The sequence below is a fragment of the Pseudomonas sp. Leaf129 genome (genome assembly GCF_001423465.1).
GTDB classification, from domain to species: domain Bacteria; phylum Pseudomonadota; class Gammaproteobacteria; order Pseudomonadales; family Pseudomonadaceae; genus Aquipseudomonas; species Aquipseudomonas coleopterorum.
The window spans coordinates 319,968-345,655 of sequence record NZ_LMOC01000007.1; the positions used below are offsets into that span (position 1 = coordinate 319,968).

Below are 25,688 nucleotides of genomic sequence, written 5' to 3' on the forward strand. Positions count from 1 at the left end.
AAACCTGTACATACTGACAACGCTGTACAGCATAGTTTCATCATAAATCCGGATTTGTACAGGCTAAATTCTTTGTACAGGTATTCGCAGGCGGAAAGCGGGGTTGCCTCTCACTGCCAGCCCATCTTCCAGGTCTGCATGTCCTGCAGCGCTTGCCACGGCAAGCGCTGGGCACGGTGGGTGAGGACCGCTTGCAACTCTACTTCCAGCACGACGCCGTCGTCGTCGCAGAACACCTCGCTCACCAGAAAGTGTTTCTCGCGGTTGACCGGGCGCACGGCGGTCCACTTCGACAGCATCAGCTTGCGCGGATTGAGCCGGTGTCGAGCGTTCATTGCAGATGCTCGAGCAGGCGCCGCGCGGCCTCCTGGCCGCTGAGCCAGGCGCCCTCGACGCGGCCCGACAGGCACCAGTCGCCGCAGACGTACAGGCCCAGGTCGGGATCGGCCAATGCCCCCCACTCATGGGGCTGGGCCGGGCGCGCGTAGAGCCAGCGATGGGCCAGGCTCAGGCTGGGTGGGGGCATCGGGCAACTGACCAGTTCGGCGAAGGCACCGTGCAGCTGTTCGATGACTGCCTCGCGGGACAGGTCGATATGCTGCTTGCTCCATGCGCTGGTGGCATGCAGCACCCAGGTGTCGCTGCTGTCCTCGCGTCCTGGCTTGCTGCCACTTCGCGCCAGCCAGTCCAGTGGGCTGTCCTGCACGAAGCAGCCTTGCATCGGGGTATCCAGCGGCGTATCGAAGCTCAGTGCCACCGACCAGGTCGGATCCATCTTGACCCCGGCCACCTGCGTGGCGAGCTTCGGTGCGCTGGCCAGCAGGGCAGTGGCCTGAGGTGCGGGCACGGCAAGCACGACATGGCTATAGGGCCCATGGCTGGTGCCCTCGGCATCGAGCAGTTCCCAGAATTCTTCGCCCTTGAACACCTCGGCGATTCGGCAGGAAAAAAACGCGGGGAGGTCGGCAGCCATGGCCTTGGCGATGGCGCTCATCCGTGGCGTACCCACCCAGCGAACCTGTTCGTCGGGCGATGGGCTCAGGCGACCTTGCTTGGCGTTGTACAGCGAAGGTGACCACGGCTGCACGCAGCCTTCGGCCTGCCATTGCTGGACCTGCGCCACGAAGCGCCGGTCGCGAGCGGTAAAGTACTGTGCGCCAAGGTCGATGGAACCCACCTCGCTGCGCTTGCTGGACATGCGGCCGCCTACGCCCCGTGCCTTGTCGAAGAGATGCACGGTATGGCCAGCCTTGCGCAAAACCTGCGCAGCCGACAGCCCGGCCATGCCGGTGCCGATGATCGCGATGGGGACAGGCCGGTCAGACGAACTTCCAGCAAATAAACTCCCAGCAAATAAACTCATAGTGCCCTCGTAACAGCTTCGTAAGCGCTATGCACACGTGTGTTCGGAACAAACAAACCTGTACAAAAGTCTTAATAAGTATAAGTTAACGGGATCCTTTTCGCTCAGGTGTCCTATGGTTCATGAGAGAGCCCCGTGTAGGGAAAGTGCCTCTCTCTTGAAAATAGACTAGCGCTGCAGACGCAACGCCACATTGGAGAAAACCTTATGCACATATTGCTGACCGGCGGCACCGGGCTCATTGGCCGCAAGCTTTGCCAGCACTGGGTGGGCCAAGGGCATCAGCTGACCGTGCTCAGTCGCCAGCCGGGGCAGGTCAAACAGCTGTGCGGGGCCAGTGTGCGCGGCGTGGCGCAGCTTGAAGAAATCGGCGACGAAACGGTCGACGCGGTAGTCAACCTGGCCGGCGCGCCGATTGCCGATCGGCCCTGGACGGCCAAGCGCCGTGCGTTGCTGTGGAGCAGCCGGATCACCCTGACCGAGCGTCTGTTGGCCTGGCTGGAAAGCCGCGCGCAACGGCCCGAAGTGCTGATTTCCGGCTCGGCGGTAGGCTGGTATGGCGACGGCGGCGAACGCGAGTTGAATGAGACGTCGCAACCGGTCAAGGAAGACTTTGCCAGTCACCTGTGCATCGCCTGGGAAGAAACCGCCCTGCGCGCCGAAGCCTTGGGTATCCGCGTGGTGCTGGTGCGTACCGGGCTGGTATTGGCCAGCCAGGGCGGCTTTCTCAAGCGTCTGACACTGCCGTTCAAACTCGGGCTCGGTGGCCCGATCGGCAGTGGTCGGCAATGGATGCCGTGGGTTCACATCGACGATCAAATCGCCCTGATTGATTTTCTCTTGCACAAGATTCAGTGCCGCGGTCCCTATAATGCCTGCGCGCCGGAACCGGTACGCAATCGCGAATTCGCTCGGCAACTGGGACGTGTGCTGCATCGACCGGCTTTTCTGCCGCTGCCATCGCTGCTGCTCAAGGCCGGACTCGGCGAGCTGTCGGGGCTGCTGCTCGGCGGCCAGCGTGCGCGCCCGGTGGCGTTGCAGGCGGCCGGGTTCACGTTTCGCTACAGCGAACTCTCTGCCGCGCTGACCGAACTGTCCCGACGGCTTTGAGCTCTAACCACAGAATCTGGAAATAGGATGCTGCATGACCGATCACGCCCTGCTGCTGGTCAACTTGGGATCGCCCGCATCGACCCAGGTGGCCGATGTACGTAGCTATCTCAACCAGTTCCTGATGGACCCCTATGTCATCGACGTGCCCTGGCCGGTGCGGCGGCTGATCGTGTCGCTGATTCTGATCAAGCGCCCCGAGCAGTCAGCCCACGCCTATGCCTCGATCTGGTGGGACGAAGGCTCGCCACTGGTGGTGCTGACCCGGCGCCTGCAAGCGATCATGACCGAGCAATGGCGCCATGGCCCGGTGGAGGTCGCCATGCGTTATGGCGAGCCCTCGCTGGACACGGCGTTGTCGCGTCTGGCCGGGCAGGGTGTGCAGAAGGTGACCCTCGCGCCGCTTTATCCCCAGTTCGCCCAGAGCACCGTGACCACGGTGATCGAGCAGGCTCGCAAGGTGGTGCGCGAGCGCAAGCTGGCAATGCAGTTCAGCGTGTTGCAGCCGTTCTATGACCAGCCCGAATACCTGGATGCACTGGTGGCCAGTGCCAAGCCCTACCTGGCGCAGCCCCATGATCATCTGTTGATGAGCTTCCATGGCTTGCCCGAGCGGCACCTGACCAAGATCGACCCGACCGGCAGCCACTGTCTGCGTACCGCCGACTGCTGCCAGAATGCTCCACCTGAAGTGCTTGCCGTCTGCTACCGCGCCCAGTGCCTGCGCACGGCCAGCGCTTTCGCCGAGCGCATGGGGCTGGCCGAAGGCAGCTGGTCGGTGTCGTTCCAGTCCCGGCTGGGTCGGGCCAAGTGGATCGAACCGTACACCGAGGCTCGTCTCGACGAATTGGCCAAACAAGGCGTAAAGAAACTGCTGGTGATGTGCCCGGCCTTCGTTGCCGACTGCATCGAGACCCTTGAGGAAATCGGCGACCGTGGTCGCGAGCAGTTCTGCGAGGCGGGCGGCGAGGAGTTGGTGCTGGTGCCGTGCCTCAACGATCACCCGCAATGGGGTGAAGCTTTGAATACCCTGTGCGAACGGGCGCCGCTGATGCTGTAACGAAGGAATGGAAAGCCGGGAGCGCCGTTGCGGCGCTCCCGGCCAGGCTCAGGCTTGAGGTGTCTTCTTCCAGTCGCCGTGCCCTGGCAGCAGCAGGTTCAAGGCAATGGCCACCACGGCGCACAACGCAATGCCCTTGAGGCCGAAATCGTCAGACCCGGTCCCGGTGCCGACCAGCACGCCACCGATACCGAACACCAACGTCACCGAGACGATCACCAAATTGCGTGCCTCGGCCATGTCGACCTTGTGGCGAATCATGGTGTTCAGGCCCACAGCGGCGATGGAGCCGAACAGCAGGCACAGGATGCCGCCCATCACCGGCACCGGAATGCTCTGCAGCAGCGCGCCGAATTTGCCCACGAAGGCCAGGCTGATCGCGAAGATCGAGGCCCAGGTCATGATCTTGGGGTTGTAGTTCTTGGTCAGCATGACCGCGCCAGTCACTTCCGCGTAGGTCGTGTTGGGCGGGCCGCCGAACAGCCCGGCAGCGGTGGTGGCGATACCATCGCCGAGCAGGGTACGGTGCAGGCCGGGTTTCTTCAGGTAGTCACGTCCGGTCACACTGCCCACGGCGATCACGCCACCGATATGCTCGATGGCCGGCGCCAAGGCTACCGGAACGATGAACAGGATGGCCTGCCAGTTGAACGCCGGCGCAGTGAAGTGCGGCAGCGCCAGCCACGAGGCTGCAGCGATCTTGGCCGTGTCGACCACACCGAAGGCGAAGGACATGCCGAACCCGACCAGTACCCCGGCGATGATCGGCACCAGGCGAAAGATGCCCTTGCCGAACACGGCCACGATGATGGTGGTGAGCAGCGCCGGCATCGAGATCCACATGGCGGTGGTGTAGGGGATCAGCTCGGTGCCATCGCCGGCCTTGCCCATCGCCATGTTGGCGGCAATCGGCGCCATGGCCAGCCCGATGGAGATGACCACCGGCCCGATCACTACCGGTGGCAGCAGGCGATCGATGAAGCCGGTGCCCTTGATCTTCACTGCCAGCCCGAGAAAGGTGTAGACGAAGCCGGCGGCCATGATCCCGCCCATGGTCTCGGCCAGGCCGAACTGGCCCTTGGCCAAGATGATCGGCGTGATGAAGGCAAAGCTCGATGCCAGGAACACCGGCACCTGACGACCCGTCACCAGTTGGAACAGCAGCGTGCCCAACCCGGCGGTGAACAGCGCCACGTTCGGGTCCAGGCCGGTGATCAGCGGCATCAATACCAGCGCGCCGAATGCCACGAAGAGCATCTGCGCGCCGGACAGTACTTGCCGCCACAGCGGATCGTTGAACTCGTCCTGCATGGGTCAGGCGTCCTTCTGCTTGGTGCCGAAGATCTTGTCGCCGGCATCGCCCAGCCCGGGGATGATGTAGCCGTGTTCGTTCAGGCGTTCGTCGATCGAGGCGGTGTAGATCTGCACGTCGGGATGCGCCTTCTCCACAGCGGCGATGCCCTCGGGAGCAGCCACCAGCACCATGGCGCGGATTTCCTTGCAGCCGGCCTTCTTCAGCAGGTCGATCGTGGCAACCATCGAGCTGCCGGTGGCCAGCATCGGGTCAATAATCATCGCCAGGCGCTCGTCGATCTCGGGTACCAGCTTCTCCAGGTAAGTGTGCGCTTCGAGCGTGTCTTCGTTGCGCGCAACGCCGACGGCGCTGACCTTGGCGCCCGGAATCAGACTGAGCACGCCGTCGAGCATGCCGATGCCGGCGCGCAGGATGGGCACCACGGTGATTTTCTTGCCGGCGATCTTTTCGACCTGCACCGGGCCGGCCCAGCCTGGGATCTCGTAGTTTTCCAGGGGCAGATCCTTGGTAGCCTCGTAGGTGAGCAAAGCTCCGACTTCCTGGGCGAGTTCGCGGAAGTTCTTGGTGCTGATGTCGGCACGGCGCATGAGGCCGAGCTTGTGGCGGATCAGCGGGTGGCGGATCTCACGGATAGGCATGGGGAAAGGCTCCGAACGGGCAAAAAAACGGCGGTAGATTAATCTATTGTATCGAGGTGTCCTATAGACATGCTGCACGTTAGTACATGAAACCTTGGATTGTGCTTGATTCGTGTCGGGTGTGTGCGTACCTTTGCCCGCTTTTCTTCCACCGCCCCCCTTGGAGAGCGTCATGTCCGCTGATCTCGAGCACATCCGTCAAGTCATGCGAGAGGCCGACTGCCTATATACAGAAGCCCAGGTCGAGGCCGCCATCGCCAAGGTTGGCGCGCAGATCAACGCTGAACTGGCCGAGCGCAATCCGGTGGTGTTCTGTGTGATGAACGGCGGGCTGATCTTCTCCGGCAAGCTGCTGACCCACCTCAATTTTCCGCTGGAGGCGTCGTACCTGCACGCCACCCGCTATCGCAACGAAACCCGCGGTGGCGACTTGTTCTGGAAGGCCAAGCCGGAAATCTCCTTCATCGACCGCGACGTACTGATCATCGATGACATTCTCGATGAGGGCCATACGCTCAGCGCCATCATCGATTTCTGCAAGCATGCCGGCGCGCGTGCCGTGCACACGGCGGTGCTGATCGATAAAGACCACGACCGCAAGGCCAGCCCAGACCTCAAGGCCGACTTCGTGGGCTTGCCGTGCATCGACCGCTACATCTTTGGCTACGGTATGGATTACAAGGGCTACTGGCGCAACGCCGCTGGCATCTTTGCCGTCAAAGGCTTGTAAAGCCCGCAGCACCTCATGCGCCGCCGACGCGGCTCGCGCCGCTGCTACAGAAGCACCGCGATCCCTGTAGCAGCGGCGCAAGCCGCGTCCAGCGCCGCCGCCACAGAAACACCGCGATCCCCTGTAGCAGCGGCGCAAGCCGCGTCCGGCCTCGCAACGGATTCAAACCTCTGCTACATGCTAAAGTCAGCGGCTCTTTCACAAGGAGCCGCTCATGCGCCTGATCGTTGCCACCATTGCCTTGCTGACCTGCCTGCCGCTGGTCGCCGCGCCTGCGCATGGGCCCCTGCACGAACAATTCCTGCCGCCGGATGAACAATCCCTGCGTCAGGGCGATCCGCAACAACAGCTACTGCAGGTGACCAGCTACTCGGTGGTCATGGGCAACCAGCGGCTTTCCAACCAGCAACCCATCCCCGTGACCGCACCGATGCTGCTGCGCTTGAAAGGCAAGGCGCTCAGCAAGGACGCAAAGCTGGCCGAAGTACTGATCACTTTCGACGGCGAAAGCAAAAGCCTGAAGCGGCCGGCCTTCGACGAGGCCAGCGGTACCCTGGCCTTGACCTATCCGCTGAGTCAGTACCGGATCCTGCTCGATCTACTGCGCAACGATACCGTCTATGTACAATTTCTCAGCTATCCGAATGGCCATGTCTGGGCCGATCTGCATACCGCAAGCGTACGCGCGCGTTGAGCCCATGGCGGTGCCAAAGGTAGACTGCCAGCCCCGTGAATGACCGTGATAGCCAATGGAGTCGGTAATGCGTAAAGACAAGAAGCAATTGATTGGCGACGAGATCGGCGATGAGCAGATCAAGCTGTTCCTGAATTTCGAGCCGGTCGATGCCACCTCGCCGTCGCTGCACAAGTTGATCAAGGCGTATCGTGGTTTGCGTGTCGATGATTTCGCGCGCTTTCTGGTGTTCTTCAAGAAAGCCGGCTACGAGTTGGACGGCAAGGACGAACACGGCAACGATTTTGTCGCGTTGATTCGCGATCAGCGCAACGCCCCGGAATACATCGACCTGATCCAGCAAGCCCAGGCCTGACGCGCGACCCCCTGTAGCAGCGGCGCAAGCCGCGTCGGCGGCCAAGGCGGTGCATCAGGAAGACCGCAGTGCCCCCGGACGCGGTGTATCAGGAAAAACGCGGCGCCCCCGGACGCGGCTTGCGCCGCTGCTACAAGGGCGGTGCAAGCCGTGTCGGCGGCACATGCGGTGTCTCAGGAAAAACGCGGTGTCCCCGGACGCGGCTCGCGCCGCTGCTACAAGGGCGACGCGATCCCGTGTAGCAGCGGCGCAAGCCGCGTCGGCGGTATGCGCGATGCGTCGGGGGGAACACGCCGGGGCTCAGGCGTAATACTGCACACCGTCGGTTTTCTCGGTAAGTTCGAGCGCCACGTCGCTGTCATGGCTGACACGACGATAAGCCTCGGCATCCACCGCCAGCACCTTTTCGCGCGCCGGGAAGATTTCCGCCAGCTTGGTCGCCCAGGCCGGTGAGCGCGTCTGCTCGGGGAAGCAGCGTTCCAGCAGGTCGAGCATGATCGACACGGTCACCGAAGCGCCTGGCGAGGCCCCAAGCAGCGCCGCCAGCGAGCCATCGGCCGCCGACACCAGCTCGGTACCGAATTGCAGCACGCCGCCTTTCTTCGGATCCTTCTTGATGATCTGCACACGCTGGCCAGCCACTTCCAGGCGCCAATCTTCGGCACGGGCCTCGGGGTAGAAGCGACGCAACGATTCCAGACGCTGCTCCATGGACTGACGTACTTCGCTCATCAGGTACTTGGTCAGGTCCATGTTGTCTCGTGCCACGGCCAGCATCGGGCCGATGTTGGCCGCGCGTACCGAGAGGGGCAGGTCGAGGAACGAGCCATGCTTGAGGAACTTGGTGGTGAAGCCCGCGTACGGCCCGAACAGCAGCGACTTGTTGCCATCGACCACGCGAGTGTCCAGGTGCGGCACCGACATGGGCGGCGAGCCCACGGCGGCCTGGCTGTAGACCTTGGCCTGGTGCCGCTGGACCACCTCGGGATTGTCGCAGCGCAGCCACTGGCCGCTTACCGGGAACCCGCCGAAGCCCTTGCCTTCCTCGATACCGGACATCTGCAGCAGCGGCAACGCCGCACCACCAGCGCCCAGGAACACGAATTTGGCATCGATCTCGCGAGTGTTGCCACTGTTGACGTCCTTGACGGTGACCGTCCAGCCACTGCCCGTGCGGGCAAGGCCGGTGACTTTCTTGCAGTACTTGACCTGCGCGCCCGGCGCACTGGCCAGGTGGGCCAGAAGCTTGTTGGTCAGGGCGCCGAAGTTGACGTCGGTGCCGCCCATCACACGGGTGGCGCTGATGTGCTGGTCGGCAGGCCGCCCCGGCATCATCAACGGCATCCATTCGGCCATCTTCGCCTTGTCTTCGGTGTATTCCATGTCCGCGAAGGCATGGTGGGTCTTGAGCAGTTCATAGCGCTTCTTGAGGAAGGCCACACCCTTGTCGCCCTCGACATAGCTCAGGTGCGGTACCGGACTGATGAACGAGCGCGCCGAACCGAAGCTGCTCTTCTTGCTCAGGTAGGCCCAGAACTGCTTGGACACCTCGAACTGGGTGTTGATCTGTACGGCTTTCTTGATATCGATGGAGCCATCGGCGGCTTGCGGCGTGTAGTTGAGCTCACACAGACCGGCGTGGCCGGTACCGGCGTTGTTCCACGGGTTGGAGCTTTCCGCGGCACCGGAATCCATGAGCTCGACGACTTCCAGCTTCAATGCCGGGTCGAGTTCCTTGAGCAGTACGGCCAAGGTGGCACTCATGATGCCGGCCCCTACCAATACCACGTCGACTGCTTCGTTTTGCGCCATTTAACGCGTCTCCAAAATCTTCAGCACCCATTGACAGCATGGGACCCCGGTACGTCTGTGCAGGCCTGGGTCGCCATGTCCGAAACTTCGCAACTGCATCGCTGAATGGCCTATGCCGACGGGTTCGTCGGGCATGGCCCATGAACTCACGTCTGGCCCGCCAGCGCCATAGGACCAAGGTTCATGGAACCCGGTCGATACGCGCGCTCAGCGACCGAAACCCTTCATGCGAAGCGTTCGATCCTTCCTCGTTGGGCTGTTCGGGACGCAGATAGTGCTGGTACAGATCCAAGACTTTTCATTTGCTCGCCACACTCTTGTGAAGTTGTGAAACCCGTTTTTTCACGCTCTTTTGGAGTCGTGAACCTCAAGAAGGCTGCTTGGGAAACCGGCAGCGGCAGGGGTGGCGCAAGCAAATGGAAACGCCAGCGCGTGACCTGCGTGGGCGGCTCTCTGTGGGCGGTGCGGAAGCCAAGACGAGTGCGTTGGCGGTGATGCGAGGCCCGATCAGGAGACGTCCTTATAATCGGGGGAAGATTATAGCGATGAAACGTGGCGAGTTGATCGTTATTTACAGGCTTTTGGTGACCGGGCAGTCAGGCATGCACGGCTCGAATGCCGCCAGCCCCCGTGGCATGGGCGCTGACGCGGGCATGGGCGGGCAATGGCTGGCCCAACCATTGTGGGCGAATATCGCCAACCTCGACCCAACCGTCACCGCTGGGGGGCAGTTGGCACTGTTTGAAGGCGCGGCACAGACCCTGCCGGTCGAGCGCGACGTAGCAGCGGTAGGGCTGGCTGGCCCGGAACAGAGACTTGAGAAAACCCATGAGTGTTTCTCCGTGCGGTGGACTGTGGAGCCGATACTGCCCAAGGACGGTGACAGGCTGATGACACGCCGCGCATCGCCGTTGCATGCGCATTTTTCATGGCTGGTCCATTGCCTCCAGGCCCCGCTATACTCCCGGCTTATTCACTGCCCGTTGCCGGAGAGATGCGCATGTTGCACCGCCTGTTGTTCACCATGATCACTGTGACCAGTCTGACGTTGGTCGGTTGTGCCAACAGCCCGCAACAACTCAGCCCGCAGCCGCGCCTGACCTCGCAGTTCGCCGCCGTCGGCCAGGGCCAAGCCGTGGCCGTGCGCGTCGTCGATGGCCGACCTTCGCCCACCCTGGGCACCCGTGGTGGCCTGTATCCGGAAACCAGCGCGGTGAGCGTGGCCCCCAACGACGTATTGCCCAAGCTGCAGGCCCAAGCCGAAGCAGCCGTTCGCCTGCTGGGCTTCACGCCCACTGCGAACAACGGCAGCGCGCCGACGCTGACCATCACCCTGGCCGAACTCAAGTACCAGTCGCCCAAGGACAAGATGTACGTCACCGAAGCCAACATCGGCGCCACCTTCAAGGCCGACGTCACCAACGGTGGTCGCCACTACAGCGGCCGCTACGGCGCCTCGCTGAACCAGCGCTTCGGCATGGCGCCGAATCAGGAAACCAACACCAAGCTGGTCAGCGACGTCCTCAGCGACGCACTGACCCGCGTGTTCAAGGACGCCACCATCGGCCAGACCCTGTCCCAGCGTAATTTCTGACAGCGTCGGCCAGGCATGAAAAAGCCCGCGTTCATCGCGGGCTTTTTTGTGGGTCGGGTTTTATCAGGTGCAGCATTCAGGCAGCGCGCATGTGAAAGTCGAGCAAGCTGATGCCGGTGCCCAGGTCCAGCTCCGGCCAGTCGCCATGCTGATGACCGCCGAGCGCGCAGTACACCAGCCACTGTCGATCCTGGACATTGAAGGCCAAGGCGTCGATCAGGGCTTCCTGCTCGTCGCTGGCGGCAATGTGGTAGAGGCGATCCTGGTTCAGGGCGTGCAGCATGACGGGCATCCAAAGCGTGTTGGGTAAGGGTGCAACACGATGCCTGCTTTGTGTGAAAGGGGCGTTACGGCCCCATGACCATCCCGTTACGCCCCTTGCACGGGTCGACCCTAAAGCGGCAGTCCCGCCTTGACCCGGTACTGGTTGCGCACCGGCGTGGCGTATTGCAGCACCAGGAATGGTCGTTGCTCCACCGGGCATTCGCGCAGCCGGCGCAGCCATTCGGCGCGGGCCTTTTCCAGTTCGGCGGCGGGAAACACATCGGCGGCCGCAGGTACCTGCAGTTCAGGGTCGGCATCGGCCCACTGCGCATAGGCTAGGTAGTGCACCGGGAACAGGCGATAGCCGCCCAGGATCTGCCGATCGATTTCCGTAGCCAGCTGCTTGGTGTCTTCGAACAGCTCGGTGATGGGCGGTGCGAAGTTGATGTGCACGCGGCCCTTGTAGCCGGTGATGCCCTGGGCAATGCTGACGTCGTCTTCGCCAGGCGCCTTGTTGTAGGCGCCCTTGGTGGCGCGAATGTACAGCTCGCGCGCCTTGGCCTGGTCACAGGGGTCGTACTCGTAGCTGATCGACACCGGCGTCAGGTTCAGCGCCTTGATCGTTTCGCCGAAGGGCTCGTCCTTGCGGCTCATGTGGAACATCTTGAGGATCGCCGAATCGGTACGGTCGTCACCGTCCTTGGCCCGGCCCTCGGCCTGGGCAATCCAGATCGAGGCGACGTCGTTGCGGATCGAGTGGTTGATGTAGGCAGACAGCAGTTGGTAGGACGCCAGTTTTTCCCGGCGCCCGACCAGCGAGCGATGGACGATGAAGCTTTTGTTCAATCGCATCAGGTCGCTGACGAAGGGCTTCTGCAGCAGGTTGTCGCCGATGGCGATGCGCGGCGTCGGCAGCCCGGCGTGATACACCGCGTAGTTGACGAACGCCGGATCCATGACGATATCGCGATGGTTGGCCAGGAACAGATACGCGCTGCCGGACTTGAACTGCTCGACGCCGGTGTAGGTCACACCGTCGGTGGCGCGGTCGATGGTGTGGTCGACGTAGAACTCAACCTTGTCCTGCAAGGTCGCCACGTTGGTGACATCCTTGAACTCGCGGCGCAGACGCCGCGCGATCAGTGGCTTGAGCAGCCAGCCAAAGGTCTTGGCCTGACGCGGGAAGCGGAAGTGGGTGAGGATATCCAGGAATGCCGGGTCGCTGAGCAACCGTGCCAGAACGGCAGGTACTTCAGCGTCGTCGTACGGTCGGATGGCATCGAATTCGCCCATCATGCTCTCTTGTTGGAAACGGCTAAGGTAAAGGTACAGGCGCAAGGTTGTGGGCAAAGGGTAGGGGCCCATGTAGCCAACGGCCTGCAAACAGAGTGGCGATTATACGCACAAGTGAGACGTGGAGGCCGCGATGCTGGAAACCCAAGATTACGATTGCCCCTATTGCGGCGAGCCGGCCGAAGCGGTACTCGACCTGTCCGCTGGCGATCAGGACTATATAGAAGACTGCCCGGTGTGCTGCCGCCCCATCATCTTCGCCCTGCAGACCGATGGCGAAGACTGGTCGCTGCACGTGCGCAGCGAGAACGAGTGATGCAGCGCATCTACGAGCCCGCCAGCCTGCTGGAGGCACAGATGCTTCTGGGCATGTTGGAAAACGAAGGGGTGGGTGCGCACCTGGCAGGGCGGGATCTGGTCGGCGGGATGGGCGATCTGCCTGCCATGGGCCTGCTGGGTTTGCTGGTGGCCGACGAGCAGGCCGATTACGCACGGCAGCTGATCGGTGAGTACAATGCCGCGCTGCCCATGTCGGGCGAGGAGCCCGACAGTTTTCCCGGGGTTCTGCTGTGCTAGACCCCTCAAGAGTTTTTTTCTGATGTGTGGACGTTTTGCCTTGTTTCGCTGGTCACCCGGTTTTGCTGCGCAAGAGGGCTTTCCCGAAGGCCAGCAGGCGCAATGGAACATATCGCCGGGTGACTCGGTGCTGATCCAGCGCCGCGAGGGTGAGCGCTCGACCCTGGCCAAGGCACGCTGGGGGCTGACCCCGCCGTGGTTAACCGACCTGTCGCGGACCCCGGCCCACGCGCGTGCCGAGACGGTGGCCGAACAGCCGATGTTTCGCGAGGCGCTGCGCCTGCGCCGCTGCCTGATTCCGGCCAACGGCTTCTATGAATGGCGGGGCAATGTGCGCAAACGGCCGTTCTGGCTGACGCCGGGAGAGGGGTCGTCGCTGTTTTTCGCGGGAATCTGGGAAGCGTACCCCGTGCAGGAGCAGGTCTGGCTGAGCACGGCGGTGGTGACTCAGCCGGCGATGAGCCAGCGTCGGCCGCTGATCCTCGATGCCGCAGGCCAAGCGGCCTGGCTGGATCCGGAAACGCCCATGGCCATCCTGCAATCGCTGCTCGCCGCGCCCCAGGCTGCGCTGCGCGAACGCCCCTTGGCGAACCTGGTCAACGACCCCAAGCTCAATGCTCCTGAATGCCTCACCCCGGCGTGATGTCTTTCCAGCGACCGCGTCGCTCTTTTCGCGGCCACTGACCGCTCCTACGGGGGAGGGGAAGGGGGCGGTGCACCCGTAGGAGCGATCCGTGGCCGCGAAGCAGTCACCGCGATGCATCAGGCCGGGCACCTGCGCAGGTGTCGTGTCCGATATGCACCGTGTAGGATACCGCCAGGTTTACCAGGAGAGTCCCAATGGGCAAGTTCTTCATTCCGGCCACCCTGGCCGTCAGCGTTCTGCTGGCCGGTTGTCAGGCCGTCAACACCACCAGCTCCGGCGCCGTGGGTGTCGATCGCAAGCAATACATGTTCAGCATGTTGTCCACCGATGAAGTGAACAAGATGTACGCGCAGTCCTACCAGCAGACCTTGACCGAGGCCAGCGGCAAGGGTGTGCTCGACAAGACCAGCGCTGAGGCCAAGCGCGTGCAGGCGATCGCCGATCGGCTGATCGCCCAGGCGCCCAAGCTGCGCCCGGATTCAGCGCAGTGGCAATGGGAAGTGAATCTGATCAAGAGTGACGAGCTCAACGCCAACTGCGGTCCCGGCGGCAAGATCATTGTCTACACAGGCCTGATCGACACCCTGAAACTCACCGACGACGAAATCGCCGCCGTGATGGGCCATGAAATCGCCCACGCCCTGCGCGAGCACGGTCGCGAAGCGATGTCCAAGGCCTATGGCATCCAGATGGCGCGCAGCGGGGCAGGGGCCTTGCTGGGGCTGGGCGAAGACAGCCTGAAACTGGCCGATACCGTGGTCAACTACAGCCTGACCCTGCCCAACAGCCGCAGCAACGAGAACGAAGCCGACCTGTTCGGCCTGGAGCTGGCGGCGCGTGCCGGGTTCGACCCCAACGCCGCGATCACCTTGTGGAACAAGATGACCGCAGCGGCAGGCAGCAACTCGCCACCGGAATTCATGAGCACTCACCCGGCATCGGCGAGCCGGATTTCTTCCTTGCAGGCGGCGATCCCCAAGGTCATGCCGTTGTATGAGCAGGCGAAGAAGTCCTGATGTATCGCGGCGGCTGATTCGCGGGCAGAGACCCGCTCCCACAGAAGAGCCTTGATACCGAGGTCCCCTGTGGGAGCGGGGCTGGCGGCGAGCCCTCTGCCCGCGAAGGCCTCACCGCCCATCTACACCCAGCCGCTCACCTTCATCGCCTGGTACACCGCAACGAACGCCAGAATGAAAAACGCTCCCGAGGCCAATCGGCGGATCAACGTCAGCGGCAGCTTGTCGGCAGCGAAGTTACCCGCCAGCACCACCGGCACGTTGGCAATCAGCATGCCCAGCGTGGTGCCGATGATGACCATCAGCAAGTGCGGATACTGCGCGGCCAGCATCACCGTCGCGACCTGAGTCTTGTCGCCGATCTCGGCAATGAAAAACGCGATCAACGTGGTCATGAACGGCCCGTAGCGCCGTGCGGTGTTGGCCTCGTCGTCGTCGATCTTGTCCGGTATCAGGGTCCACAGCGCGGTGGCGGCAAAGCTTGCGGCCAGGATCCAGTGCAGCGCGACATCGGAGAAGAAGCTGCTGAACCAGGCGCCCACCGCACCGGCGGCTGCATGGTTGGCCAAGGTGGCGGCGACGATGCCAGCAATGATCGGCCAGGGCTTGCGGAAGCGCGCCGCAAGGATCAAGGCGAGCAACTGGGTCTTGTCGCCGATTTCGGCCAAGGCCACCAGCCCGGTAGGGACAAGTAGGGATTCCAACATCAGGAGCGTTCCTATGGGGGCGGGTCGACACGGCTATGACACGAACAGCCTCCCCGCCCCGGGTAAGGTGTGCGTGTCATAGGTCTTGTCAAACCTGGGCCGTCTGTGCGGCCGCTGGGTCGCACGCGCCATGGCCTGAGGGCCAAGTATGTTGACGCGTGCCTGGCGAGCTGGCGCTCGCGGGAGACTACTCCCCTAGGACGGTGCGGATTCTGCCTAGGCGATCACGATAGAGCAAGAAAATATTTCGCTATTTGACAGCGCGATAAATCTTGAAACCGCGACCCTCGGCCACCGTCTGGCAGCGCCCGAAAGCGCCTTCGATCAGCGGCTGATAGCGCAGGAAACTATTGGCAACCAAGCGAAGTTCACCGCCTTTTTTCAGATGTTGGGCGGATTTTTCCAGCAAGTTTTCGGCGGCGTGATAGCTGGTATGCACGCCCGAGTGGAACGGTGGATTGCTGACGATGGCATCCAGATGCAACGGCGCGGCATCGATACCGTCGCCGGTGATGACGCAGGCTTCCAGCCCATTGGCCGCCAGGGTCAGACGGCTGCTGGCCGTGGCGAAGGCATCGACATCGAGCAACGTCAGTTGGTTGTCCGGGTAGCGACGTTTGAGGCTGGCACCTACCACCCCGGCGCCGCAGCCGAAATCCAGCAGATGGCCGCGAGGCAGGCCGTCGATGTGTTCGAGCAGCAGCTCGGTGCCGCGGTCCAGTCGACCATGGCTGAACACGCCCGGCAGGCTGATCACGGTCAGGGGCTCGCCGGCGATCTGCAGTTGATAGCGCTGCGCCAGGCTTTCCAGTTCCACGGCCTGCGGCGCCTGTTCGACCGTCACTTGCCACAACTGACAATGGCGTGCGCTGTCCAGCTTGCGCGGCTTGCCGAAGGCGTGCAGCAGCTTCGCCGCGCCCTCGATGCCGCCGCGCTTTTCGCCCACCAGATACAACTCGCGACCCTGCAAGCGGGCGGCCAGGGCATTGAGCAGATAACTGGTCAGCTCGCGTGACTTGGGCAGGAACACCACCGCGCCCTCGAAAGCTGTCTGCGGGACGTTCACGCCGAAATAGCTGCGGCCTTCGAAGCGCGCGTCCAGCGCCGCCTGATCGCCGGCATGCCAGCACCAGCCGGCGGCGTTCGGCAACTGGCCGAAGAGGTCATCGGCAGGCAGCCCGGCCAACAGCAGCTGACCTTGGAACAAATTGGCCTGACGAAGCAGCACTTCACTGCGCGGGTCCATGGGAGGGCTCCTGGCAAAAGCGCGGATTCTAACAGACCACGGCCCTTGTCAGACGCTGCGGATGGGCCGTCCGGCGAAGAAAGCCGTAGCGTTTTCCGCCAGTTGGCCAATGATCCGCTGGCGTGCCTCGACACTGCCCCAGGCACTGTGCGGGGTGACGATCAGGCGCGGGATCTCGTTGTCCAGCAGGGGGTTGCCGTCCACCGGTGGCTCCACACTGAGCACGTCGGTGGCCGCTCCGCCCAGGTGGCCACGGCGCAGGGCATCGGCCAGGGCCTGCTCGTCGATGATGCCGCCGCGCGCGGTGTTGACTACGAAGGCATTGGGCTTGAGCAGAGCCAGTTCCGCCGCGCCGATCATGTGTCGGGTGTGCTCGTTGAGCGGGCAGTGCAGGGTCAGGGCATCGACCTGCGGCAGCAGCTCATGCAGCGGCAGGCGATCGGCGCGTGGCGGTCGACCGGGAATCTGCCCCAGCAGCACGCGCATGCCGAAGGCTTCGGCCAGCTTGGCGACCGCGCCACCCAGTTCGCCGTGGCCCAGCAGGCCGAGGGTCTTGCCGTCCAGTTCAACGATGGGGAAATCCAGCAGACAGAACTGCTTGGCCCGCTGCCATTGGCCGGCCGCGATCTCGCGCTGATAATCGGGCAGTCGGGTCGCCAAGGCCAACAACAGCATCAGGGTGTGTTGGGCCACCGAGGGGGTGCCGTAGCCTTGGCAATTGCACACGGTGATACCCAGCTTGCGCGCCGCTTCCAGGTCGACGTTGTTGGTGCCGGTGGCCGACACCAGCACCAGCTTCAGATCCGGGCAGGCCTGCAGGGTCGCGGCGTCCAGATCGATCTTGTTACTGATGGCTACCGATACGCCGCGCAGGCGCTCGACCAGTTGCTCAGGCGTCGTACTGGGGTAGAGCTGCAGGTCGGCGAAGCAGGCCTTGAGCGCGGCAGGGTCCAGGTCACCCAGGTCCAGGGAGCTGTAGTCGAGGAAGGCGGCACGGTGAGCGGGCATGGGTGAACCTCTTGAAGTGGTTGTGGATGTTCTACCATAGCTGCCGGATGAAAATCTTGTGGCCTGACCTGCTGACGTGAGGTAGCGTCCGGGACTGCTTGAGGTCGTCACCGTGTTTGCCACTGCCGCTTGGAGCCTGCTGTCATGTACTGGACCGAATTTCTCACCGTTGCCTTCATTCACCTGCTTGCGGTGGCCAGCCCGGGACCGGACTTCGCGGTGGTGGTGCGAGAGAGCGTCAGCCACGGCCGCCAGGCCGGGCTGTGGACAGCGCTGGGTGTGGGCACGGCGATTTTCGTGCATGTGGGGTATTCGCTGCTGGGGATCGGCCTGATCGTGTCCCAGTCCATCGTGCTGTTCAATGTCCTGAAGTGGGCCGCCGCCGCGTACCTGCTGTACATCGGCTTCAAGGCCCTGCGCGCCAAGCCCGCGCCGCTCGGCGAGCCCACCCACAGTGCGGCACCGGTACAGCGCACACCCAAAGCTGCGTATGTGGCCGGGTTCATGACCAACGGTTTGAACCCCAAGGCCACGCTGTTCTTTCTGTCCTTGTTCACCGTGGTCATCAGCCCCCACACGCCAGTGGTCATCCAGGCCGGTTACGGCGTCTACCTGGCGCTGGCCACGGCGCTGTGGTTCTGCATGATCGCCCTGCTGTTCAGCCAGCGTCGGGTCCGCGAAGGCTTCGCTAGAATGGGGCATTGGTTCGACCGCGCCATGGGTGTGGTTCTGGTGGCGCTGGGGGTGAAGATCGCCCTGAGCGAAATACGCTGAATCGGCTTGGCATGCTCGCCGGATGGCCGGCCTTGCTTATAATGGCCGGGCAGCGCCCTCGCCAGCACCACAACGAACATGGAACAGCGTCGATGAATTCAGTAAACCTGCCCTGTCGCCGGGCCAGATTACCCTTGGCGGTCGGTCTGGCGACGCTTGCCGGGCCGGCGCTTGCCGTCAGTTTCAACATCGGCGAAATCGAAGGCCAGTTTGATTCCTCGCTGTCGGTCGGCGCCAGTTGGTCCACCGCTGGTGCGAACCGCAACCTGATCGGCGTCAACAACGGTGGATCGGGCCTGTCGCAGACCACCGACGACGGTCATCTGAACTTCAAGAAAGGCGAAACCTTTTCCAAGATCTTCAAGGGGCTGCACGACCTGGAGTTGAAGTACGGCGACACGGGCGTGTTCATTCGCGGCAAGTATTGGTACGACTTCGAACTCAAGGACGAAGGCCGCCCCTTCAAGGACATCAGCGACAGCAACCGCAAGGAAGCCGCGCAGTCCTCCGGTGGGCAGATTCTCGACGCGTTCGTCTACCACAACTACGCCATCGCCGATCAACCGGGCTCCGTGCGCCTGGGCAAGCAGGTGGTCAGCTGGGGCGAGAGCACGTTCATCCAGAACGGCATCAATGCGCTCAATCCGATCGACGTCTCGGCCTTTCGCCGACCCGGTGCCGAGGTCAAGGAGGGGCTGATCCCGGTCAACCTGTTCTACGTCTCCCAGAGCCTGACCGACAACCTTTCCGCCGAAGCCTTCTACCAGCTCGAATGGGACCAGACGGTGACCGACAACTGCGGCACGTTCTTCGCCCAGGCAGACGTCGCCGCCGATGGCTGCAGCGATAATCTGCGCCTCCTGGCCAAGCGTTCGAGCCTGCCGGCTGCGGCCCTGCCAGCGCTGACCGCTGCCGGTGTGGATATCAACGAGGAGGGCGTGCGGGTGCGCCGCAGCGGGGACCGCGATGCGCGCGACAGCGGCCAGTTCGGCGTGGCGCTGCGCTACAACTACGATCCGCTGGACACCGAATTCGGTGCCTACTTCATGAACTACCACAGCCGCCTGCCGCTGTTCAACGCGACCGGGGCATCGGCCGCGACCTACGCGGCAGCGTCACGGGCCGGCGCATTGGGCCCGTTGCTGGTGGCGGGCGACTCCAGCTACTTCTACGACTTTCCCGAGGACATCCGCCTCTACGGGCTGAGCTTCGCCACCACGCTACCCACCGGCACAGCCTGGAGTGGCGAGGTCAGCTACCGGCCCAATGCGCCGGTGCAACTCAACACCACCGACATTCTCTTTGCCGGTGTGCGTCCGCTGGGCGGCGCGTACAGCAACGCGTCAGTGCTCGACGGCACGCCCGGAGAAGACCTGAAAGGCTACCGCCGCAAAGAGATCACCCAGCTGCAAACCACCCTGACTCATTTTTTCGATCAGGTCATGGGCGCCGAGCGGCTGACGGTGGTGGGCGAGGTGGGGGTCACCCATGTCGGCGGTCTGGAGAGCTCTTCGCAGATGCGCTATGGGCGTGACGCGATCTTTGGCCCCGGCGCCTTGCCTGCCACCGGTGGCCTGGACACCTGCGCCGCCATCCTCAACACCGGCACCATCGCCGCGGCTGGGCCGGGCACCTCGGCCAGTAACCGCTCGCGCAACTGCACCAATGGCGGCTTCACCACCAGCACCTCGTGGGGGTATCGCGCCCGCGCCATCTGGGACTACAACAGCGTGTTCGCCGGGATCAACCTGCGGCCCAGTATCGCCTGGTCGCACGATGTGTCCGGCTACTCGCCCAGCCCCGGCGGCAACTTCGAGGAAGGCCGCAAGGCGGTCAGCCTCGGGCTCGATGCCGAGTACCAGAACACCTACACGGCGAGTCTGTCGTACACCAATTTTTTCGACGGCAAGTACACCACGGTGGATGACCGCGACTTCGTTGCGCTCAGCTTCGGCGTGAATTTCTGAGCCACCCTGTTCGAGACGATCGGCCATGAACACAAGAACGATGCTGATGCAGGCCGGGATCTTCGGTCTGTCCCTGTGGGCCGGCGCTGCCATGGCAGCGGTCAGCGCACAGGAGGCCGACCAACTGGGCACCCGCCTGACCCCTCTGGGCGCCGAGAAGGCCGGCAATGCCGACGGCTCCATTCCGGCCTGGTCGCCGATGCCGCGCACCGCCGGTACGGTCGACAGCAAGGGGTTTCTCTCCGACCCCTACGCCAGCGAGAAGCCCCTGTTCACCATCACCGCGCAGAACGTCGAGCAGTACAAGGCCAAGTTAGCGCCTGGCCAGTATGCGATGTTCAAGCGCTATCCCGACACCTTCACGATGCCGGTCTACCCCTCCCATCGCGGAGCGAGTGTGCCGGACGAGGTCGCGAGTGCGATCAAGGTCAACGCGACCCATGCTCGGCTGATCGGTGACGGCAACGGTGTGGAAGGCTTTCAGATGGCCACCCCGTTCCCCATTCCCAAGACCGGGATCGAGGTCATCTGGAATCACATTATCCGTTACCGTGGCGGCAGCGTCTCACGGCGCGTGACCCAGGCCACGCCGCAACCCAATGGTTCCTACAGCCTGGTGTATTTCCAGGACCAGTTCGTGTTTCGCGACAGGATGAAGGATTTCGATCCGCAACATCCCGGCAACGTACTGTTCTATTTCAAGCAGGACGTGATCGCGCCGGCGCGTCTGGCGGGCACCGTGCTGTTGGTCCACGAGACCCTGGATCAGGTGGCCGAACCGCGTCAGGCGTGGATCTACAACGCCGGTCAACGCCGTGTGCGACGCGCACCGCAGGTGGCCTACGACGGTCCGGGCACCGCAGCCGATGGTCTGCGCACCTCGGATAACCTGGACATGTTCAATGGCGCTCCGGATCGTTACGACTGGCAACTGGTAGGCAAACAGGAGATGTTCATCGCCCAGAATAGCCACCGGCTCGATTCGCCCAATCTCAAATACGCGGACATCCTCAAGGCCGGCCACATCAACCAGGACCTGGCCCGCTACGAGCTGCGCCGGGTATGGCACGTGGTCGCCACGCTCAAGCCCGGTCAGCGGCACATCTACGCCAAGCGTGACTTCTACTTCGACGAGGACACCTGGCAGGCGGCCGTGATCGATCATTACGATGGCCGTGGACAGCTGTGGCGCGTGGCCGAAGCGCACGCGCAGAACTATTACGACCAGCAGGTACCCTGGACCACCCTGGAGGTGCTCTATGACCTGCAGTCGGGACGTTACCTGGCGCTGGGCATGAAGAACGAGGAAAAGCAGTCCTACGACTTCGGCTTCACCGCCACCAGTTCCGATTTCACCCCGGCGGCGCTGCGCCAGGACGGGGTACGCTAGCTGGCTGCAGGCCATGGCTGACGAGGGCGGAGAGCGCGACACGGGAATCTTTCCCGGTTTTTGCCCTCCAAGTCAGTCACACGTTCATGACCCGTCGCCGCATTTTTTCAGCAGATTTCCGCCTTCATGTAGTAGGAGTTGCCCATGTTTACCTCGCGTCGCTTGATCACTGCCGCCGCTGCCATCGCCCTGTTGTCCGGGTGCGCGTCGCAGAATCCGTATGAAAACCAGGGCCAGGCCCAGGGTTCGTCGGGCATCAGCAAAACCGCCAAGTATGGCGGGCTGGGTGCACTGGCCGGCGCCGTGGCCGGTGCCGCCATCGACCACAACAACCGTGGCAAGGGTGCGCTGATCGGCGCTGCCGTGGCCGGCGCCGCTTCGGCAGGCTACGGCTACTATGCCGACCGTCAGGAAGCGGCGCTGCGTGAAAGCATGGCCAACACCGGTGTGGAAGTGCAGCGCCAAGGCGATCAGATCAAGCTGATCATGCCGGGCAACATCACCTTCGCCACCGACTCGTCGAACATCTCCAGCAGCTTTTACACGCCGCTGAACAACCTGGGCAATTCGTTCAAGCAGTTCAACGAGAACAACATCGAGATCGTCGGCTACACCGACAGCACCGGCAGCCGTCAGCACAACATGGACCTGTCGCTGCAGCGTGCCCAGGCGGTCAGCAACTACCTGACTGCGCAGGGCGTGGATGGCTCGCGCCTGTCGGTACGCGGCGCGGGTCCCGACCAGCCGATCGCCAGCAACGCCGACGCCAACGGCCGTGCCCAGAACCGCCGTGTCGAAGTCAACCTCAAGCCGATTCCCGGCCAGCAGTACTCGCAGCCGGCCCAGCAGCAGTAATCACTGCAAGGCTTGCAAAAATCCCGCTCTGGCAGCGGGATTTTTTATGGGCGATCAGTCTTTCTCAGGCCGCTCCAGCTTGAGTCGCTCCAGCGTTGCGTCCTTCTGTGTCCACAGCGTATTCACCCAGGTCTGAAACAGCGCGCGGTACGTCTCGTCCTGGTCATAGCTGTGGCCGATGAATTGCTCGGGGATCGGCAGCTCCTCGAACAGCACGTGGATTTCGCCCACTCGGCCGCACAGCAGGTCCCAGAATCCGGGTGCGCCCTGTGGGTAGTAGATCGTCACGTTGACCATCGACTGCAACTGCTCGCCCATGGCATCGAGCACGAAGGCGATGCCTCCAGCCTTGGGTTTGAGCAGGTGGCGAAACGGTGAGGCTTGCTGGGCGTGTTTGGCCGGGGTGAAGCGGGTGCCTTCGGCGAAGTTGAAGATGGCGGTCGGCTTGCCGCGAAAGCGGGCGCAGGCGCGGCGGGTGGTGAGCAGGTCTTCGCCTTTCTTCTCCGGATGCTTGGCCAGATAGGCCTTGGAATAGCGCTTCATGAACGGGAAACCGAGCGCCCACCAGGCCAGGCCGATGACAGGTACCCAGATCAGCTCGCGCTTGAGAAAGAACTTCAGCGGTCGGATGCGTCGGTTGAGCACGTATTGCAGGACCAGGATATCCACCCAGCTCTGGTGGTTGCTGGTCACCAGGTAGGAATGCTGGTAGTCCAGCCCCTGCAAGCCCTCGACCTTCCAGCCAATGCCGCCGAGCAGGTTCATCCAGGCCTTGTTGTTGCTGATCCAGGCTTCGTGGATGTGGCGCATCAGTTCGTCGGTCAGGCGCTGCGCCGCCGCGAAGGGCAGGCACAGCTTGATCAGGCTGACGATGAACAGCGGCGTGCAGCAAACGATGGTGTTAAGGGCCAGCAGCAGGGCGGCGCACAGCCCGGTAAGAATCTGCAAGATGATGTTCCTAGAGGTCGAGGGTGCGGTTGGCCTGGATGGCGGTCAGGGCAATGGTGTAGACGATGTCGTCGACCTGGGCGCCACGCGGCAGGTCGTTGACCGGTTTGCGCAGCCCTTGCAGCATCGGCCCCAGGCTGACGCAATCGGCACTGCGCTGGACCGCCTTGTGGGTGGTGTTGCCGGTGTTCAGGTCGGGAAACACGAACACCGTCGCCCGGCCAGCGACCTGGCTGTCCGGAGCCAGCTGGCGTGCGACGTTTTCGTTGGCGGCGGCGTCGTATTGCAGCGGGCCGTCGATCAACAGATCACGCTGGGCCTCCTGCGCCAGCTGGGTCGCCTCGCGGACTTTCTCCACTTCTTCGCCGCTGGCCGAGTTGCCGCTGGAATAACTGATCATCGCTACCCGCGCGGCGATCCCGAACGCTTCGGCCGAGTCGGCGCTTTGCAGGGCGATTTCCGCCAGTTCGGCAGCGCTGGGGTGGGGGTTCATCACACAGTCGCCATATACCAGCACCTGATCGGGAAACAGCATGAAGAACACCGACGACACCAGGCTGCAGCCCGGTGCGGTTTTGATCAACTGCAGAGCCGGGCGGATGGTGTTGGCGGTGGAATGGAGAATGCCCGAGACCAGACCGTCGACTTCATCCAGAGCCAGCATCATGGTGCCGATCACCACGTTGTCTTCCAGCTGCTGCTCGGCCATGGGCGCATTGAGGCTCTTGCTCTTGCGCAGCGCCACCATCGGCTCCACGTAGCGACCGCGAATCAGGTCGGGGTCGAGGATCTCCAGCCCTTCAGGCAGCTCGATGCCCTGGGCACTGGCGACCGCCTGCACGTCGGCGGGCTTGGCCAGCAGCACGCAGCGGGCAATGCCGCGGGTCTGGCAGATGGCCGCTGCCTGGATGGTCAACGGATCGTGGCCTTCGGGCAGGACGATGCGCTTGTCGGCCTGCTGCGCGCGCTGGATCAGCTGATACCGGAACACGGCCGGTGACAGCCGCAGCTCCCGTGGCGTGCCGCAGCGCTGGTGCAGCCACTGGGCATCCAGGTGGCCGGCGACGAAATCGGTGATGATCTCCGCACGCTCGCGGTCATCGATGGGGATTTCCTTGTTCAGCTGGTTCAGGCGTGTGGCGGTGTCGTAGGAACCGGTGCTCACCGACAGCACCGGCAAACCGGCCTGCAGGGCGCCCCGGCACAGTTCGAGGATACGTGGGTCGGGCAGGGTGTCGCTGGTCAGCAGCAGCCCGGCCAGAGGCATGCCGTTCATGGCCGCCAGGCTCACGGCCAGGATGATGTCGTCACGATCGCCCGGGGTCACCACGAGAACGCCCGGTTTGAGCAACTGCACGGTATTGAGCACGGTCCTGGCGCAGATGATGATCTTGTTCATGCGCCGCTGCTCGTAGTCGCCGGCGTTGATCACCTGGGCGCCGAGCAGTTCGGCCACGTCACGGGTGCGTGGCGCGTTCAGGTCGGCCTGGTAGGGAATGCAGCCGAGCAGGCGAAAGTCGCCACCGCGCAGCAGGGGCGAGTGCTCCTTGAGGCGCGCGGCGAACACCTCCATGCTTTCATCGGTACGCACCTTGTTGAGGATTACGCCCAGTACCTTCGGGTCGCGCGGGCCGCCGAACAACTGCGCCTGCAACTCGACCCGGCCGGAGAGCTCGGCGAGCACCTCGTTTTCGGCACTCGACACCAGCACCACATCGGCATCCAGGCTTTTCGCCAGGTGCTGGTTGACCCTGGCGGCATAACTGGCGTTGCGGGTCGGCACCATGCCTTCGACGATGACCACGTCGTTGCCCACGCAGGCCTGCTGGTACAGGGTGAGGATTTCTTCGAGCAGCTCGTCGAGCTGACCATCGCCCAGCATGCGCTCGACGTGGGCCAGGCCCAAGGGCTTGGGCGGTTGCAGGCCATGGGTGCGGGCAACCAGCTCGGTCGAGCGTTCCGGGCCCAGGTCGCCGGGGTGTGGCTGGGCGATGGGCTTTAGAAAACCGACCTTCAGGCCGGCGCGTTCCAGGGTCCTTACCAGCCCCAGGCTGATGGAGGTCAGGCCTACGCCAAAGTCAGTCGGCGCGATGAAGAAAGTTTGCATGCGAGCTTCTCGGGTGAGCTTTGGGCTGCACGCTACAAGCTTCACGCCACGGCCCGCAAGTAGAAACGAATCGCGCCGTGCACAGTCATAATTTCATGGCAGGTGCCAAGGCCTTAACGGGCCGGGCACATTGCCTCGGGTCATCCGTCGGCCGAGTGGGTTCGCTTTCGAGCCAACCCTTGGTTACACTTGGTCGTTCTACATTCTTATGCAAAAGGTC

The 25,688-nt window shown here is 63.2% G+C and carries 27 protein-coding genes and 1 riboswitch; of the genes, 14 read left to right on the forward strand and 13 right to left on the reverse strand.

Features of this window, described 5'->3' with window-relative positions; genetic code table 11:
- Positions 1–110 precede the first annotated feature (110 nt).
- The gene (locus ASF66_RS13030; RefSeq protein WP_056844136.1) at positions 111–335 is read right to left on the reverse strand and encodes a TIGR02450 family Trp-rich protein; all 225 of its coding nucleotides are present in this window, start codon (positions 333–335) and stop codon (positions 111–113) included.
- Entirely contained in the window at positions 332–1,363 is a 1,032-nt protein-coding gene (locus ASF66_RS13035; protein ID WP_056844137.1) for an NAD(P)/FAD-dependent oxidoreductase, read from the reverse strand. The genes ASF66_RS13030 and ASF66_RS13035 overlap by 4 nt, the downstream gene beginning before the upstream one ends.
- A gap of 207 nt (positions 1,364–1,570) precedes the next feature.
- On the opposite strand from ASF66_RS13035, the gene ASF66_RS13040 reads away from it, so the two are divergent.
- A complete protein-coding gene (locus ASF66_RS13040; RefSeq protein ID WP_049861197.1) occupies positions 1,571–2,473 on the forward strand; it encodes a TIGR01777 family oxidoreductase in 903 nt (300 codons plus the stop codon).
- 34 nt (positions 2,474–2,507) lie between these two features.
- A complete protein-coding gene (hemH, locus tag ASF66_RS13045) occupies positions 2,508–3,533 on the forward strand; it encodes a ferrochelatase (protein WP_049861198.1) in 1,026 nt (341 codons plus the stop codon).
- Positions 3,534–3,581: 48 nt separating this feature from the next.
- On the opposite strand, the gene ASF66_RS13050 is transcribed toward hemH, so the two are convergent.
- Positions 3,582–4,844 (reverse strand): uracil-xanthine permease family protein, encoded by a 1,263-nt coding sequence (locus ASF66_RS13050; protein WP_056844138.1) that lies wholly within the window; start codon positions 4,842–4,844, stop codon positions 3,582–3,584.
- A 3-nt stretch (positions 4,845–4,847) separates the two neighbouring features.
- Positions 4,848–5,486, reverse strand: coding sequence for a uracil phosphoribosyltransferase (gene upp, locus ASF66_RS13055; protein WP_043192936.1), 639 nt, complete (start codon positions 5,484–5,486; stop codon positions 4,848–4,850).
- A gap of 172 nt (positions 5,487–5,658) precedes the next feature.
- Between upp and ASF66_RS13060 the strand changes: the two genes are divergently transcribed.
- The 3 genes from ASF66_RS13060 to ASF66_RS13070 all read left to right on the forward strand — a co-directional run bounded on the left by ASF66_RS13060 (position 5,659) and on the right by ASF66_RS13070 (position 7,265).
- On the forward strand, positions 5,659–6,216 hold the full coding sequence (locus tag ASF66_RS13060) for a hypoxanthine-guanine phosphoribosyltransferase (protein ID WP_049861201.1): 558 nt from the start codon (positions 5,659–5,661) through the stop codon (positions 6,214–6,216).
- A gap of 214 nt (positions 6,217–6,430) precedes the next feature.
- The gene (locus tag ASF66_RS13065; protein ID WP_049861202.1) at positions 6,431–6,910 is read left to right on the forward strand and encodes a hypothetical protein; all 480 of its coding nucleotides are present in this window, start codon (positions 6,431–6,433) and stop codon (positions 6,908–6,910) included.
- Between the two features lie 67 nt (positions 6,911–6,977).
- Positions 6,978–7,265, forward strand: a complete 288-nt coding sequence (locus ASF66_RS13070) for a PA4642 family protein (RefSeq protein WP_056844139.1) — start codon at positions 6,978–6,980, stop codon at positions 7,263–7,265.
- 300 nt (positions 7,266–7,565) lie between these two features.
- Here ASF66_RS13070 and mqo read toward each other — a convergent pair whose 3' ends face one another.
- Positions 7,566–9,077, reverse strand: a complete 1,512-nt coding sequence (gene mqo, locus ASF66_RS13075) for a malate dehydrogenase (quinone) (RefSeq protein ID WP_056844140.1) — start codon at positions 9,075–9,077, stop codon at positions 7,566–7,568.
- A gap of 596 nt (positions 9,078–9,673) precedes the next feature.
- Entirely contained in the window at positions 9,674–9,907 is a 234-nt protein-coding gene (locus ASF66_RS13080; RefSeq protein WP_049861205.1) for a hypothetical protein, read from the reverse strand.
- Positions 9,908–10,077: 170 nt separating this feature from the next.
- Here ASF66_RS13080 and ASF66_RS13085 point away from each other — a divergent pair, with 170 nt between their 5' ends.
- On the forward strand, positions 10,078–10,671 hold the full coding sequence (locus ASF66_RS13085; protein WP_049861206.1) for a YajG family lipoprotein: 594 nt from the start codon (positions 10,078–10,080) through the stop codon (positions 10,669–10,671).
- A 76-nt stretch (positions 10,672–10,747) separates the two neighbouring features.
- On the opposite strand, the gene ASF66_RS13090 is transcribed toward ASF66_RS13085, so the two are convergent.
- Both ASF66_RS13090 and ASF66_RS13095 read right to left on the reverse strand, forming a co-directional pair.
- Entirely contained in the window at positions 10,748–10,954 is a 207-nt protein-coding gene (locus tag ASF66_RS13090; protein ID WP_043192943.1) for a hypothetical protein, read from the reverse strand.
- A gap of 110 nt (positions 10,955–11,064) precedes the next feature.
- Positions 11,065–12,231, reverse strand: a complete 1,167-nt coding sequence (locus tag ASF66_RS13095) for a 1-acyl-sn-glycerol-3-phosphate acyltransferase (RefSeq protein WP_049861207.1) — start codon at positions 12,229–12,231, stop codon at positions 11,065–11,067.
- Between the two features lie 130 nt (positions 12,232–12,361).
- Between ASF66_RS13095 and ASF66_RS13100 the strand changes: the two genes are divergently transcribed.
- The 4 genes from ASF66_RS13100 to ASF66_RS13115 all read left to right on the forward strand — a co-directional run bounded on the left by ASF66_RS13100 (position 12,362) and on the right by ASF66_RS13115 (position 14,466).
- Positions 12,362–12,544: a CPXCG motif-containing cysteine-rich protein gene (locus tag ASF66_RS13100; RefSeq protein WP_056844141.1), complete on the forward strand. Its 183-nt coding sequence runs from the start codon at positions 12,362–12,364 to the stop codon at positions 12,542–12,544.
- A complete protein-coding gene (locus tag ASF66_RS13105; RefSeq protein ID WP_056844142.1) occupies positions 12,544–12,804 on the forward strand; it encodes a putative signal transducing protein in 261 nt (86 codons plus the stop codon). Before ASF66_RS13100 ends, ASF66_RS13105 begins: the two co-directional genes overlap by 1 nt.
- Before the next feature lie 22 nt (positions 12,805–12,826).
- Complete coding sequence (locus ASF66_RS13110) at positions 12,827–13,447, forward strand: SOS response-associated peptidase (protein WP_056844143.1); 621 nt, start codon at positions 12,827–12,829, stop codon at positions 13,445–13,447.
- Positions 13,448–13,644: 197 nt separating this feature from the next.
- A complete protein-coding gene (locus ASF66_RS13115) occupies positions 13,645–14,466 on the forward strand; it encodes a M48 family metallopeptidase (RefSeq protein ID WP_049861211.1) in 822 nt (273 codons plus the stop codon).
- 122 nt (positions 14,467–14,588) lie between these two features.
- Here ASF66_RS13115 and ASF66_RS13120 read toward each other — a convergent pair whose 3' ends face one another.
- The 3 genes from ASF66_RS13120 to ASF66_RS13130 all read right to left on the reverse strand — a co-directional run bounded on the left by ASF66_RS13120 (position 14,589) and on the right by ASF66_RS13130 (position 17,427).
- Entirely contained in the window at positions 14,589–15,173 is a 585-nt protein-coding gene (locus tag ASF66_RS13120; RefSeq protein ID WP_056844144.1) for a TMEM165/GDT1 family protein, read from the reverse strand.
- 22 nt (positions 15,174–15,195) lie between these two features.
- Positions 15,196–15,381: riboswitch (yybP-ykoY riboswitch) on the reverse strand.
- A 42-nt stretch (positions 15,382–15,423) separates the two neighbouring features.
- Positions 15,424–16,419: a class I SAM-dependent methyltransferase gene (locus ASF66_RS13125; RefSeq protein ID WP_056844145.1), complete on the reverse strand. Its 996-nt coding sequence runs from the start codon at positions 16,417–16,419 to the stop codon at positions 15,424–15,426.
- Positions 16,420–16,467: 48 nt separating this feature from the next.
- Complete coding sequence (locus ASF66_RS13130; protein ID WP_056844146.1) at positions 16,468–17,427, reverse strand: 2-hydroxyacid dehydrogenase; 960 nt, start codon at positions 17,425–17,427, stop codon at positions 16,468–16,470.
- A gap of 144 nt (positions 17,428–17,571) precedes the next feature.
- On the opposite strand from ASF66_RS13130, the gene ASF66_RS13135 reads away from it, so the two are divergent.
- The 4 genes from ASF66_RS13135 to ASF66_RS13150 all read left to right on the forward strand — a co-directional run bounded on the left by ASF66_RS13135 (position 17,572) and on the right by ASF66_RS13150 (position 22,413).
- The gene (locus ASF66_RS13135) at positions 17,572–18,201 is read left to right on the forward strand and encodes a LysE family translocator (protein ID WP_056844147.1); all 630 of its coding nucleotides are present in this window, start codon (positions 17,572–17,574) and stop codon (positions 18,199–18,201) included.
- 92 nt (positions 18,202–18,293) lie between these two features.
- Positions 18,294–20,168: a DUF1302 domain-containing protein gene (locus tag ASF66_RS13140; protein WP_056844148.1), complete on the forward strand. Its 1,875-nt coding sequence runs from the start codon at positions 18,294–18,296 to the stop codon at positions 20,166–20,168.
- A gap of 25 nt (positions 20,169–20,193) precedes the next feature.
- The gene (locus ASF66_RS13145) at positions 20,194–21,558 is read left to right on the forward strand and encodes a DUF1329 domain-containing protein (RefSeq protein WP_056844149.1); all 1,365 of its coding nucleotides are present in this window, start codon (positions 20,194–20,196) and stop codon (positions 21,556–21,558) included.
- A gap of 144 nt (positions 21,559–21,702) precedes the next feature.
- Complete coding sequence (locus tag ASF66_RS13150; protein ID WP_056844150.1) at positions 21,703–22,413, forward strand: OmpA family protein; 711 nt, start codon at positions 21,703–21,705, stop codon at positions 22,411–22,413.
- Positions 22,414–22,467: 54 nt separating this feature from the next.
- Here the strand turns inward: ASF66_RS13150 and ASF66_RS13155 are convergent, their stop codons facing one another.
- The gene (locus tag ASF66_RS13155; protein WP_236707106.1) at positions 22,468–23,361 is read right to left on the reverse strand and encodes an acyltransferase; all 894 of its coding nucleotides are present in this window, start codon (positions 23,359–23,361) and stop codon (positions 22,468–22,470) included.
- Positions 23,362–23,371: 10 nt separating this feature from the next.
- Complete coding sequence (gene pta / locus ASF66_RS13160; RefSeq protein WP_056844152.1) at positions 23,372–25,468, reverse strand: phosphate acetyltransferase; 2,097 nt, start codon at positions 25,466–25,468, stop codon at positions 23,372–23,374.
- Positions 25,469–25,688 lie beyond the last annotated feature (220 nt).